The following is a 13,002-nucleotide window of genomic DNA, read 5'->3' on the forward strand; positions in this document are numbered from 1 at the left end:
TGTCGCCTCGCACCAGCACGCAGCGGCGCCCTGCCGCCTCGACATGACGGGCCGTCTCGCGAGCGTCCTCATCCTCCTGCTCGTTCAGGTAGCTGATCAGGATGTCGGCACCCTCACGGGCGTAGGCAATGGCCACAGCCCGGCCGATCCCGCTGTCCCCGCCGGTGATCACAGCCACCCGTCCGATAAGCTTGTCGCTGCCGCGGTAGCTTGTCTCGCCGTGGTCGGCCTGCGGCGTCATCTCCGCTTCGTTGCCGGCGGGTCGATATGGTCCTGGTCGGATTGGCTCATGCGGGTGCTCCTTCTCGGGTGAACCTGTCAGTCGTCCGGTCCTCGGGAAGTCCCCGCTAGTCAATTGAACAGGTCGTATTCGGAGGTTCAAGCTGAGGCGGCCTCAATTACTTGGTTCGTGGGGCTGGTTGAGCGGCTTCTACCAGCGCCCATTTGTACGGAACACTCGGTAATGGGCTACCCTTGCGGGGCGCCCGAGCGAGACGTTGAGTCGTGCAGCTCGAACGCCAGGAGCCGCTCCGCCGCGGAGTGTCTCCCAGGGTCAGAAGGCAAAGTTCCCTGCCCTTCTTGAAGTTCCGCTTACCTCGCGCTGTCCAACCGAAGCGCAAGGTCCAAGAACTGCCGACAGGGGCTGTTCCTTATTGGTAGTGGACTGCGAGCTTCAAGCTACCTGCCTCAAGATGCGGTTGCAGAACTGCTTTCCAAGACTCCTCGCGCAACACCGGCGCCCGCTCAGGGTGGCTGGAACACCAGGCGCCACTTGGGCGCGCCCGGCAGGAACGGGGTCGCTCGGCCTCTCACCCAATCTTCATGTCCAACGTTATAATAAGGAGATAGGGGATGACCTGACTGGCTGGTGGGCATGTGGAAGATCCCCGTTGCCTCACGCCCTGGGGCGACGACAAACCGCTCCGAGGCTCCGCTTGAAGGGGCAGCGACCCGAGGCTGGTAGAGATCACCGGGCTGCGGTTCATTCGGTGGGTCGAGAAAGAACGATAATCCGGGTACGACCCGAGTCAAAGGATGTCGGATCTCGGCCCGGTTGGCCGCGCCCCAGGTGAAGGCCTCGAGCCTGCCACCAGCCTGCGCGGCAATGGCCGCCAGGGTCTTTGCGATTGCGGCGTCCACAAGCGCATCCCAGTCTCGGTAGGCAAGGGGCACGAGATGCGCCGGACGCTCCGTCAGCAGTCGCCAAACCGGCTCATCCGCCTGCTTTGGTGCAACAGGCTGGGAGGAACGTTGATCTGATCCTGCCGCCTCTCCGGCCCGCATCGGCGCCGAATACGCGCCATAGACTGCGCGGATCAGTTCAGTCCGAAACGTTCGGACAAGGCGATACCCAACGGAGTCCGGGACAGCCCGGCCGCCCCAGTTCTCTACTTCCGGCACCAGGGAGGCGTACTGGGGATTTCCGGCACCAACCCGCAGGCGGTGAAGCATCAAAGCCTGCCACCGCTCCAGCAACACCCCACGGTCGTCGAGTTGGATCATCAGCATGTCGTGCTCATCGAAGCGGTCTTTGGCAAACAGGCTGTCCCTGATCTGACGGGCCCGGGATCCATGGGCATAGGCGCCAATGCCGAGCCTCGCCAACGCCTCGCCACCGACCACCCGGTTGTTGGCGGTCCAGATCCGGTGATGCTCGGGGTTGTAGATCACCGGCACTTCCTGTGGCGCCAGATAGCCGCTCCATCCCTTTGTCCCGTCCGCCCATGACATTGGCTCACGCCCGTCGAACCCGAAGCGCCGCGGCAGCACGGAGGTAACCGTCCAGCCGATGTTTCCCTGAGCGTCGCCCACGACAAGGTTCTGATGCGGAATGCCCAGCCGGTGACCGATCTCCAGCGCCGCGTTTGCCGTTTCGGCACGCTCGAGCTCCAGCATGCCGCGCAGGTTGACCGCAGCGGGATCATGGGCAATCCAGCGGTAGGCCAGCTTGCGGCCTTGATGGTTGGTGCCGATGATGGGCCCCCAGAGACTCTCCTCAACCGGCAGGATTTCGCAGGCGCCCTCTCCCGAGCAGAGGCGCTCCTCCACGCGAATGAGAGGCTGGGGACCTGTAGGCGTCTGATAAAGGTTGGGGTCTTCTGCAGGTTCGAGGATCACCACGTCACTGGTATCGACAAAGCTGTTGGTAAAGCCCCACGCGATTTTGCCGTTGCTGCCGGCCACAATGTTAGGGGCACCAGGAAGCGTGACGCCTGTGATGGTCAGGGTGCGGCCCGGGTTCTTGTCGTCAAGCACGAGCCGGGCTCGGTACCAGATGTTGGGAACCCGCAGGCCGAGGTGCATGTCGTTGGCAACAATGGCAGCCCCGCGGCTGCTGAGAGTTCCGCCCACTGCCCAGTTGTTGCTCCCGAAGCTTGCTGTCTCTACGGCCCACTCTCCGTCGGCCCTGATCGGCGCGTCCGCTCTATTGGCCGCGTGACGGTCCGGCATTGCCAGCGCCGAGAGCTCGGACCCATCCAGTGAAGCGTCCCAGGATGTTCCCTCGGGAAAGAGAAAGGTGGCTAGAGGCTGTCCGAGTGCTTCCTTGGCCCGACCTCGTCGGCGCTCGGTGGCTCCATCCTGTTCCTGCAGGTCTAGGTACATCGCGTACACGGTCAGCACGGTGTCGACCGCCGTCCACGGTGCTGGCGTCGATCGTAGGACCGTGTACTCAAAAGGCGCGGCCCTCAAGTCGCCCAAGCCGCGGTTCACCCCGGCGACGTAGGCGTCCAGGACCCGGCGTTCGTCATGGGTCATCGCGGCCAGCACCGCCGCCGCGCGGCTGCGGAAGCGGTGCATGCGAACCTCTCGGTCCAGGCTTAGGGCGGCCGCTCCCGCCAATTCCGCAACTTGACCGGCGGCAAGGCGGCGCTGGCCATCCATTTGGAAGAAGCGCTCCTGCGCATGGAGATAACCCAGGGCCCAGGCAAGATCATCACGGCTGCGCCCCACCAGCGTCGGCACGCCCTGCGCATCACGCACCACCTCGACGGGCGCAGTCAGTTCTGGAGCCGCAATGGTGCCTTCCAGAACCGGAAGGCTGGATCTCAACAGCATGAACGCTCCAGTACCAAGGACCATGGCAATGACCACCAATCCTGCGACAATGCTCAGACCCCGACGGATCCAGCTTTGCTTTGGCGCGAGAGGTTCGAACAGCCTCATGAGACCACACCCGCAGCAGACCAGACAGTCCACACATGGCTCAAAGCTAAGCGTCGAAATCAGGCGAATTCCCGTTGGTTTGGGTGTTTCGCGTGGCGGCCGATAAGGTGGCAACCTGTGCAGTTGCTCGCCAGCTTCACCCTGGAGGACCCCACGCTCGCCGCAACGGCTCTAGACCTGGTGGCGGGGGCATGGACATCGCGGATGCGCTCCATCTCGCAAAGGTGGAAGGCAATGTCGCCTTTGTAAGCTCCAGCCGCCAGCTCGCGAAGGTCGCACGGAGGCTCAGTAAAGTTGAGGTTCGCCAACCCTAGGTGCTTTCAAAGCGTCGACAATAATTGGTGTTTGGCCCATGGGGGTGGAGCATGGCATACGGATTGGCGCCAGCGGCTTGAAAGGCATGCGGCTCTATGTATATACTTTCTCGTATATACGGAGGCTCTGATGGCCAAGGCCAAGGTTTTCCAGTCCGGTAACAGCCAAGCAGTCCGACTGCCAAAACAGTTTCGCTTGAACAGCGATGAGGTTGAGATCTTCCGCCGTGGGGATGAGATTGTCCTGCGTGAGACGATGAAGGACCTCACCCGCGCCTTTGAACTTCTCTGCGACCTGCCCGGGTTCGATCGTGAGGACGCGCCTCCGCAGGAGCGTGAGGGCCTGTGATGGTCGAACCCCGCTATCTCTTGGACACGAACATCTGCATCTACATTCGCCGCGAACGCCCCAAATCGGTCCTGGAGCGCTTTCAAGTGCTTGCTCCTGGCGCAACGGCTATTTCTGTTGTGACCTATGGCGAACTCATCTACGCGGTTCGCAAGAGCTCTGATCCCGAGAAAGGCACGTTGGTCCTGCAGGAATTGATTGCCTTGGTCCCCGTTTTGCCAATGGCAGTCAACGTGGCGGAAACCTATGGATCGATCCGCAGCGCTCTTGCGGTCCAGGGGGATCTCATCGGCAACAATGATCTTTGGATCGCAGCCCATGCCAAAAGCCTCGGGTTGACCTTGGTCACCAACAACGAGAGCGAGTTCCAGCGCGTGGACGGTCTCATCATCGAAAAGTGGGTGAAGAGGTAAGCCCAAACCCGGACTGCGCCAGCCCTCGATCCAAGCCCCGCCAGGGAACGGGGCTCGGACCGTTTGGTCTCGCCCGAGCGAGGTCAGGCCACGGCGTTCATAGCGCTTCGATAGCGGGCAAAGCTTACCCGAACCGTAACCGTCCTGATCTGCCTCTCAGTGGGCCCTTAATAGCGACGGGTCCACCAACCGCAGAAGGTTCTCTTGCGTCATACTGTTGAGGAACGGCTCGAAACGTTGACGCTTCTGCTCTTCAAGCATCCCGTTCTGACAGCTTGCCGCAATCTCATAGAAGACATCCAGACACGCCTTTCGGATCGCGATTTGCGCGAGGCTGTCCTCACTGACCGCCATCGTCACGGTCCTCCCCTCGGCTTCCTCCAACAGCGCCTTGACTATGTTTATGACTTCGAGAAGCTCTTGGAGCTTGGTCACAAATCACCCTGATGTGTGTATCACAAGGTACACACATCAGCAGACTGTGCTGTAGCTCGCGTGTTATACCTTTGGTATTCTCAATGGGGCTGTCGGGCAATCCTCACGCCATGCCAGGACCGCATCAAACCATTCGTTGGATCCCGACTCTTCATCCGCACGTAGTGCGCGGACCGGCTGACGCGATCGGTCGGACGCCTCAATCACCTTTGGTTCCTAAGCTCGGCCCTTTGGCTCAGCCCCCTCGAGCCAAGTCTCGTCTTCCACCGTCACCAGCTCACGCAGCATACGAATGATGTCGGCCGCCTCCAGGAGGAGAGCCGAGAGCTCCTCCGGCACCTCGTCAGCAGCCCGGCCCAATCGCTCGGTGATGTCGTCGGAATTGCTCACCCCGAACCTCCTCCCAAAAACATAATGCTGACACGCAGCCGGGGCAAACACCGTCGCGAGACGACGGGTGACTTTCCCCTGCGGGGGCTCATAAGCCCTTGTTGATCGGTCAACTTCAGACAGAACCCAAACCGCGTTCGAACAAGGTGCCCCGTCACTGCGCTCAGCCCTGATGTCACCCCCCTGTCTTCACCATGATCCCATCGCTCCGCGCATCAGGAGATCGGCCGTGCCCTACCCTTAGCCAAGGTGCCAGGATTCCGTCAGCTGTCAAAGGAGCGAGGCTCGTGTGCTCAGCCTTATTTAATTGATCTTCTCCTGCAGCCTTCGCGAGCGCCTTAACAGCATATTTAGGGCATTCTGGTTGCACTTTGGCGTGCCTTGACTCTGTCGCACCGCCATGCATGCGGCAGCGCCGCTTGTTCAATCGCGCCCACTGCGGCCTCCGGACCCAAGCAACCTCGGGAGAGACTAGCACAGTTCCCGCCGAGCCCAGACCTAAGGATACTGTGTATGGAGTTGAATTCTCGAATTCGATAGAAACCCTCTCGTGCCGCGCCAAAGGCAGGGACGGGGAACCAGCGTCTGGCAACAGGCGAATGTGATTCCGGCGGTGGGCACGTCTTGCCATCCGACCTAATCCAAAGTGTATGCTGCGACCGAACGCCTTGACCAAACGCAGGCAACAACTAGCTGATGAGGAGAGTACTGGTTTTGCCCGAGCATCATATGATCCGGCCAGTTCAAAACAGGCGAGCATATGCACGGTAGGGCAGTTCCGGACTTCATCTCCAGCACCACCGAGACAGGCAGCCTCCTCGGGGATCTCGACTGGTCGGGCTCGTCCCTAGGGCATCCGGAAACCTGGTCCCAGGGCTTCCGCTCGATCATCCGCGTGCTGCTGGCCTCGAAGTTCCCCATGTTCGTAGTCTGGGGACCGGGCCTCACCTTCCTGTACAACGACGATTACGCGCCCATCCTCGGGGGCAAGCACCCGGCCGCCATGGGCAAGAGCCTGGCGGATGTGTGGCCGGAGATCTGGGACGAGATCAGCCCGCTCGTGGGCCACGCTTTCTCGGGGAATCCGCCGCTTACGAGAACATGCCGCTCACCGTCACGCGCAACGGCTTCGAGGAGCAGACCTGGCTCACCTTCTCGTACACGCCGATCCGCAACGAAGCCGGAGAGGTGGCGGGTCTCTTCTGCGCCTGCCGGGAGACCACCGACAAGGTCCTGGCGGATCGGCGGCTGGCGTTTCAGATGGAGTTCAGCGACCGGCTGCGCACCCTGTCGGATCCGCACGTGGTCCAGGTGGCGGCGGCGGAAACCATCGGGCGGCACCTTCAGGTCGCTCGCGCCGGCTACGGCGAGATCGACGCGTCGGAGGAAGTCGTCACCGTCTATCGCGACTGGACCGACGGCACGGTTGCGAGCCTTGGGGGCGAGGCCCGGCTTCTCGACGGTTTCGGCCCGGCGGTGATTGCGGAACTGCGGGCGGGACATACCCTGCGCGTCGACGGCTGCCTGACCGATCCGCGATCCATGGGCGAGACCTACGCAGCCACCTGGGCCAGCATCGGCACCCGGTCCCTCGTGGCCGTTCCACTCATCAAGGACGGGCGCTTCAGGGCCATTCTCTACCTGCACGAGCCTGCCCCGCGCCGTTGGACTTCCACCGAGATCGCGCTTGCGGAAGATGCTGCACAGAGAACCTGGGAGGCTGTCGAGCGGGCCCGCATCGAGGAAAGGCTGCGCGACAGCGAGGCGCGGCTTCGCTTGGCCATCGATGCCGGGCGCATGGCCGTATGGGAGTGGGACGCCGCCACCAACTCCATTCAAGGCTCGCCCGAACTCAACAGGATTCTCGGCTTCCCGCCCGGGCACGTGCCCAAGCGAGAGGAGACGCAGGCGCGCTATTACCCCGGCGAGCATGCGCGGCTGCAGGCCGCCGGACAGGCGGCCCTCGCCCGCGGCGAGCGCTACTTCGAGGTGGAATTCCGATACGGCTGGCCAGGGCCGCCGCGCTGGCTCCTGCTGCGGGCCGAGTTCATTCTCGACGGAGGCGGTGCGCCCTCCGGGGTCGTCGGCGTCCTTCTCGACATGACCGACCGCAGGAACGCCGAGGAGGCGCTGCAGCAGCGCGAGCGTGAACTGAAAGCGGCCTTGGGAGCAGCCTCCCTCGGAACCTATGTCTACGATCATGTGACAGGCGAGCTGAAATCATCCGGCCTGAACGTGATCTACGGTTACCCTGAGGATCACGAGCTGACCCTTGCCGATCTGCGAGCCCGCTATCATCCGGATGACCTTGAGAGGCTGGGCAGGATCTTCGGGGAGGCGCTCGATCCGAGCGTCAGTCAGTTCGAGATGGAATTCCGGCTGCGGTTTCCCGACGGCACAGTGCGATGGGTCTACGGCAAGGGCGAATACGTGCGTGACGCCGACGGCCTGAGATCATCCCGCGGTGTCGTCATGGACGTGAGCGACCGCAAGAAATGGGAAGAGCACCAGCAGCTTCTCATCAACGAGCTGAACCACCGGGTGAAGAACACCCTCGCGACCGTGCAGTCCATCGTTTCGCAGACTCTCAGAAACGCCACAACGGCCCATGATGCGAAGGACGCGCTTGAGAGCAGGCTCTTCGCCCTGTCCCGTGCGCATGACGTGCTGACCCGGGAGAACTGGGAAGGCGCAAGCCTCTACGAGATCGTCGCCCAGGCGGTGGAGCCCTACAGCAGCCGCGGGGAAGACCGGCTCCATCTGAGCGGACCGGATGTTCGCCTGTCTCCGCGTATGGCGCTGGCGCTGGCCATGGCGCTTCAGGAGCTTGCCACCAACGCGGTCAAGTACGGGGCGCTCTCGAACGGCGGCGGGGAAATCCTGATCACTTGGGCGGTCGACCGTGCCCGCGCTCGGCCTCGCCTGCCACTCTGCTGGGAAGAGAGAGGCGGGCCGCCGGTCGAACCTCCCAAGCGCCGGGGCTTCGGGTCGCGGCTGATCGAACGGACCCTTGCGCAGGATCTCGACGGAGAGGTGCGGATCGATTTCGCCGCCACCGGAGTCGTCTGCAGGGTGGATGCGCCTACTGAATAGGCAGAGGCGCATCGCAGTTCATCGTGCTTGCGATCTCGTTCGAGATCACTCCGTGCCCATCACGAGGCCTTCGATGTCATGCTTCTGCGTGACCGGAATGAGCTTGTCGACGACGCGGCACACCAAGTGGTCGCGCACGGATTGAGGCAGCGCGTCGTAGTAATCCTGCGTCACCATCAGATCGTGCAAGGCCGCATGTCCCGCGCCGGGAGCATCGACGCCGAGCACCATGACCGGACGGGCGATCGGAGACGGGTGCATCGTGCCGCGGTGGATCGTGAGGGCGGAACGGCATGAGATGTCGCCCATCTGCGGATATTTGCGCACGCCGCGCTCTGCAAAGCGGGGCCAGATGTCCTGCGGCGGGAACATCTCGTATTTCCATTCCCGTCCATCGTCCCATTGCGTGCCGGGCGCAACTTCGAAGGGGCCCATATCCTGTGTCACGTCGACACCGGTGAGGTTGAACGCCAACGACGTGATGCGCCGTTGCTCGTAGGATTCGGGGGGCGATGGGAAATCGCGGTGCCAGGGCTGGTTCTTCGCGCCCTGGAACGGGGTGTCGAAACCAACCTCGACGATTTCATATTTCGGACCCAGCACGGTTTCACAGATGGCCGTGACCCACGGATGCGTGACCAGATCCACGAAGCCCCGGAAATCCTGCGGATGGATTTCCACGTACCAGCGCCGCGGCCCCCGTCCGACCGCTCCGCCCGGCCGCTGAATGGCCTCCCAGAACGCGGTCATCATGTCTTCGCGCATCTGCTCCGCCCACTCGCGGGAGAACGCGCCTTTCAGGCCTACGATGCCGTCGCGGTAGAGCGTCTCGACGCTCTCCGTAACGTCATAGGATTGGCCGGATACGCTGTGCGTGGCTTGGGGCTGGGCGGCTGTCATTGAGGAGCTCCTGGCGTTTTATAGTCATTGGAGTGAGCGTAACAAACACTTCAAACGACGTGAAGTATCCGATTTTCCGTCCCGGGCGAGTGCTTGTCGGGTTCACCGATCTCCCGTGTATTTAGGCAAGCGGCTTCGAAACGAGTAGTCTACGATGTCATGTAAAAGCAGTTCTCCATGGCCAAGCTTGAGGTCATGACCTGTGCCTCCAAGTCCTCCACCACTATTCCGTATGGGCATTTCATGAGAGCGCGGAAATGGGGGAAGATCTTGGCTTGACTAGAATTTTCAGCAAGCGTTCAATGTTGTTACGGGGTGACATAGAAGCGCCCCCACCGCATCCGGAGGAAATGATGCTCAGAAGAACTTTTCTTGCTCTCGCGGCCGGCGTCGCGACGATTGGACTCGCCGCAGGCGCCGCTTCGGCGCAGGAGCTGCCGAAGCTCAAGCAGAAAGACAAGTACAAGGTTGGCTTCGCTCAAACCGAATCGAACAACCCCTGGCGTATCGCGCAAACGGAGAGCATGAAGGCCGAGGCTGCGAAGCTTGGTCATCAGCTTGTCTATACGGATGCGGCCGGATCCGCCGCCAAGCAGGTCGCCGACGTGAATTCCATGATCGCGCAGGGCGTCGATCTGATCTTCCTCGCACCCCGCGAGGAAAAGCCCCTGATTCCCGCCGTGATGGCCGCGAAAAAGGCTGGCATCCCGGTGGTTCTGCTCGACCGTAACGTGGACCAGAGCTTGGCCAAGGCCGGCAAGGACTACGTGACGTTCATCGGCTCGGACTTCGTCGACGAAGGACGCAGGGCGGCTGAGGCCCTCGACAAGGCCACCAACGGCACCGCCAAGATCATCCAGCTCGAAGGCACCACCGGGTCGTCTCCGGCCAACGACCGGCGCAAAGGCTTTGAGGACTACATCAAGAACAAGCCCGGCATGAAGATCATCGCGTCGCAATCCGGCGACTTCGCCCGCGACAAGGGCCGGCAGGTTGCCGAGACCCTGCTCCAGGCGCATCCGGACGCCACGGCAATCTACGCCCACAACGACGAGATGGCGATCGGCGCGATCTCGGCCCTCGAGGCCGCCGGAAAGAAGCCGGGCAAGGATGTGCAGATCGTCTCGATCGACGGCACCCGCGACGCGCTTCAGGCGATCATCGACGGCAAGATGCTGGCGACGGTGGAGTGCAATCCGAAGTTCGGCCCCAAGGCTTTCGAGACCCTGGCGCGCTATGCCAAGGGCGAGCAGATCCAGCCGTGGGTGGTCAACACCGACCGGTTCTTCGACAAGTCGAACGCGGCTCAGCTCATCTCCGACGCATACTAAGACGAACGAAGGGCGCTTTCCATCAAGGGACTGCGCCCTTCCTCTTACGCGAACCCTCTCGGCATGTCCGATGACGGAATAGGCCTCTGATGCCGCTGCTTCTTACCATGCAAAGGATCGACAAACGCTTTGCCGGCGTCCCGGCTCTGCGCTCGGCTTCACTCGAGGTGGAGCACGGCGAGGTTCATGCCCTCATCGGGCAGAACGGCGCCGGCAAGTCGACGATGATCAAGATTCTGACCGGCTACTACGCGAAGGATGCCGGCGAGATCGTCTTCGACGGAAAGCCCGTCGAATTCTCGTCCCCGCAGGATGCACAAAAGTCCGGCATCAGCACCATCTACCAGGAAATCAACCTGGTGCCCTACCGCTCGGTCACCGAAAACATCTGCCTCGGACGCGAGCGCCGTCGCTTCGGGCTGCTGAACTGGCCCGCGATGCATGCGGAGGCCGAAGAGCTGCTGGCCCGCTTCAACATCCGGATCGATGTCCGCCAGCCCCTGATGACCTACCCGACCGCCGTCCAGCAGATGGTCGCCATCGCCCGGGCCATCGGCTTCGACGCCAAGCTCGTCATCATGGACGAACCCACTTCCTCCCTGGACGACAAGGAGGTGGAGGTTCTGTTCGGCGTCATTCGTCAGCTGAAGGCCGCGGGCGTTTCGATCATCTTCGTCAGCCACAAGCTCGACGAACTCTACGCCGTCTGCGACCGCGTCACGATCATGCGTGACGGGCGAACCATTCGGGTGTCGCGCATGGACGACATTTCCAAGCTCGACCTGGTCACCGCCATGCTCGGCCGGGAGCTGAGCCGCGTGTTGCATGAAGACGGCGACAGCCAGCGCGCTTCAGGGCCGCGCGATCCTCTGCTGACCGTGGAGCACCTCGCCGTAGGCCGTAAGGTGCACGACGTCACGTTCGACGTTCGCGAAGGCGAGATCGTCGGATTGGCGGGCCTTCTCGGCTCCGGCCGTACGGAATCCGCCCGCGTCGTCTTCGGCGCCGATCGTCCCGAGGGAGGCAAGATTCAGTTCCACAATGTCCCCAAGCCCGCCGCCGAGCCGGCCGAGGCCATCCTGGCCGGTATGGGATTCCTCTCGGAGGACCGCAAGCTGGAAGGCATCATTCCCGACATGTCGGTGCGGGAGAACCTGACACTCGCGATCATGCCGCAACTGGCGAAGAACGGGGTGGTGGACGAGGCCCGCAGCCGCGAGATCGTGGACCGGTTCATCGAGCGGCTCGGCATCCGCTGCGCAAGCCCGGAGCAGCGCATCCGCGAGTTGTCCGGCGGCAACCAGCAGAAGGTTCTGCTTGCCCGCTGGCTCTGCATGAACCCGCGGCTGCTGATCCTCGACGAGCCGACCCGCGGCATCGATGTGGGCGCCAAGGCCGAGATCCTCAGTCTCGTGCGCGAACTTGCCGGTCAGGGGCTCGGCGTTCTCATCATCTCGTCGGAACTTGAAGAGGTCGTCGAGGCGGCCAGCAGGATCTTCGTGCTGCGGGACGGCAACACCGTCGCGCAACTTTCGGGCGACGCCGTGAACGAACAGGACGTGATGGCCGCCATGGCTCATGGGCACAACGAGCTTCGGGAGACGGTCCATGACTGAGTCCGTCACGACCTTGCCTCCGACCAGGAGCACTTCGGGCTTCGACATCAAGTCCTTCCTGACGCGCCACGGCGCATGGGTGGCACTGGCCCTGCTCATCTTGTTCAACCTGGCTTTCACGCCGAACTTCGCTACGTGGCAAACCCTCAACGTCAACCTGACCCAGGTCTGCGCCATCGTGATTGTCGGCGTCGGCATGACCCTCGTGATCGCAACGGGCGGCATCGATCTGTCAGTGGGCTCGCTCATGGCAATCGCCGGCTCGCTTGCCCCGCTGATCTTCCTTGGGAAGCTCTTTCCCCTGCCCCACCCGGCGGTGGGCATCGCCCTGGCGTTCGTCGTGCCTGTCCTGGTGGCCGGCGCGTTCGGTTGGTTCAATGGCTGGCTGATCACACGCCTGCGCATCCAGCCGATCATCGCGACCCTTGTCCTGTTCATCGCCGGCCGCGGCATCGCCCAGGTGATGACCAACGGCAACCTGCAAGTTTTCAAGGTTCCGGAATTCCAGTATATCGGCCTTGGACGCCTCTTCGGAATCCCGTTCCAGGCGGTGCTGATGGTCGTGATCGTGGTTGCGGCTGGGTGGATGCTGCGTCGCACCGTGTTCGGCCGTCAGATCCTGGCGGTCGGCGGCAATGAGCGCGCGGCGCGGCTTGCCGGCATCCCGGTGGTATCCGTCAAGCGCAAGGTCTACTGGATCAGCGGACTGCTCTCAGGGATAGCGGGACTGATCGTGATCGCCCGCAACTCCGCGGCGGACGCCAATCTGGTCGGTCTCGGCATGGAGCTCGACGCCATCGCGGCCGTTGCCGTTGGAGGCACTCTTCTCACGGGCGGACGGGCCACGGTCGTCGGCACCCTTGTGGGCGCGCTCATCATTCAGCTCGTCCGCTACACGCTTCTGGCCAACGGCGTGCCGGATGCGGCAGCCCTCGTGGCCAAGGCAGGCATCATCGTGCTCGCCGTTTGGCTGCAGCGCCAGAACCAGAGCTGAAC

Annotated in this window: 11 protein-coding genes; 6 read left to right on the forward strand and 5 right to left on the reverse strand. The window is 62.7% G+C overall.

The features are described from left to right. Both DRB19_RS13315 and DRB19_RS13320 read right to left on the reverse strand, forming a co-directional pair. A partial coding sequence (locus tag DRB19_RS13315; protein WP_114186522.1) for an SDR family NAD(P)-dependent oxidoreductase occupies window positions 1–241 on the reverse strand: 241 nt, incomplete at its 3' end. Window positions 242–744: 503 nt separating this feature from the next. Beyond that, on the reverse strand, window positions 745–3,057 hold the full coding sequence (locus DRB19_RS13320; RefSeq protein WP_162815681.1) for a penicillin acylase family protein: 2,313 nt from the start codon (window positions 3,055–3,057) through the stop codon (window positions 745–747). A 552-nt stretch (window positions 3,058–3,609) separates the two neighbouring features. Here DRB19_RS13320 and DRB19_RS13330 point away from each other — a divergent pair. Beyond that, window positions 3,610–3,828: an antitoxin gene (locus DRB19_RS13330; protein ID WP_114186525.1), complete on the forward strand. Its 219-nt coding sequence runs from the start codon at window positions 3,610–3,612 to the stop codon at window positions 3,826–3,828. Further along, window positions 3,828–4,241 carry a type II toxin-antitoxin system tRNA(fMet)-specific endonuclease VapC gene (gene vapC / locus DRB19_RS13335; RefSeq protein WP_114186526.1) on the forward strand — a complete coding sequence of 138 codons (414 nt, stop codon included), beginning with the start codon at window positions 3,828–3,830 and terminating at the stop codon, window positions 4,239–4,241. Before DRB19_RS13330 ends, vapC begins: the two co-directional genes overlap by 1 nt. A gap of 156 nt (window positions 4,242–4,397) precedes the next feature. Here vapC and DRB19_RS13340 read toward each other — a convergent pair whose 3' ends face one another. Together DRB19_RS13340 and DRB19_RS29940 are read right to left on the reverse strand one after the other, a co-directional pair. Beyond that, window positions 4,398–4,676 carry a hypothetical protein gene (locus DRB19_RS13340; RefSeq protein ID WP_114186527.1) on the reverse strand — a complete coding sequence of 93 codons (279 nt, stop codon included), beginning with the start codon at window positions 4,674–4,676 and terminating at the stop codon, window positions 4,398–4,400. 216 nt (window positions 4,677–4,892) lie between these two features. Then, window positions 4,893–5,066, reverse strand: coding sequence for a hypothetical protein (locus DRB19_RS29940; RefSeq protein WP_162815682.1), 174 nt, complete (start codon window positions 5,064–5,066; stop codon window positions 4,893–4,895). A gap of 1,026 nt (window positions 5,067–6,092) precedes the next feature. Here DRB19_RS29940 and DRB19_RS13345 point away from each other — a divergent pair. Next, the gene (locus DRB19_RS13345; protein ID WP_147022095.1) at window positions 6,093–8,159 is read left to right on the forward strand and encodes an HWE histidine kinase domain-containing protein; all 2,067 of its coding nucleotides are present in this window, start codon (window positions 6,093–6,095) and stop codon (window positions 8,157–8,159) included. Window positions 8,160–8,204: 45 nt separating this feature from the next. On the opposite strand, the gene DRB19_RS13350 is transcribed toward DRB19_RS13345, so the two are convergent. After that, window positions 8,205–9,059, reverse strand: a complete 855-nt coding sequence (locus DRB19_RS13350) for a phytanoyl-CoA dioxygenase family protein (RefSeq protein ID WP_114186529.1) — start codon at window positions 9,057–9,059, stop codon at window positions 8,205–8,207. Window positions 9,060–9,409: 350 nt separating this feature from the next. Between DRB19_RS13350 and DRB19_RS13355 the strand changes: the two genes are divergently transcribed. From DRB19_RS13355 to DRB19_RS13365, 3 genes are all read left to right on the forward strand, one after another. Continuing rightward, window positions 9,410–10,390, forward strand: coding sequence for an ABC transporter substrate-binding protein (locus DRB19_RS13355; protein WP_162815683.1), 981 nt, complete (start codon window positions 9,410–9,412; stop codon window positions 10,388–10,390). Window positions 10,391–10,479: 89 nt separating this feature from the next. Then, entirely contained in the window at window positions 10,480–12,006 is a 1,527-nt protein-coding gene (locus DRB19_RS13360; RefSeq protein WP_114186531.1) for a sugar ABC transporter ATP-binding protein, read from the forward strand. Further along, window positions 11,999–13,000 carry an ABC transporter permease gene (locus tag DRB19_RS13365; protein WP_114186532.1) on the forward strand — a complete coding sequence of 334 codons (1,002 nt, stop codon included), beginning with the start codon at window positions 11,999–12,001 and terminating at the stop codon, window positions 12,998–13,000. Before DRB19_RS13360 ends, DRB19_RS13365 begins: the two co-directional genes overlap by 8 nt. Window positions 13,001–13,002: the final 2 nt, after the last annotated feature.

It is taken from the genome of Microvirga aerophila, assembly GCF_003332305.1.
Lineage (GTDB): Bacteria > Pseudomonadota > Alphaproteobacteria > Rhizobiales > Beijerinckiaceae > Microvirga > Microvirga aerophila.

Bases quoted from the DNA above. Each gene is read 5' to 3' on its own strand.
- DRB19_RS13355 (WP_162815683.1), top strand. From the start codon at position 9,410: ATGATGCTCAGAAGAACTTTTCTTGCTCTCGCGGCCGGCGTCGCGACG.
- DRB19_RS13350 (WP_114186529.1), bottom strand. From the start codon at position 9,059: ATGACAGCCGCCCAGCCCCAAGCCACGCACAGCGTATCCGGCCAATCC.
- DRB19_RS13330 (WP_114186525.1), top strand. From the start codon at position 3,610: ATGGCCAAGGCCAAGGTTTTCCAGTCCGGTAACAGCCAAGCAGTCCGA.
- DRB19_RS13365 (WP_114186532.1), top strand. From the start codon at position 11,999: ATGACTGAGTCCGTCACGACCTTGCCTCCGACCAGGAGCACTTCGGGC.
- vapC (WP_114186526.1), top strand. From the start codon at position 3,828: ATGGTCGAACCCCGCTATCTCTTGGACACGAACATCTGCATCTACATT.
- DRB19_RS13320 (WP_162815681.1), bottom strand. From the start codon at position 3,057: ATGCTGTTGAGATCCAGCCTTCCGGTTCTGGAAGGCACCATTGCGGCT.
- DRB19_RS13360 (WP_114186531.1), top strand. From the start codon at position 10,480: ATGCCGCTGCTTCTTACCATGCAAAGGATCGACAAACGCTTTGCCGGC.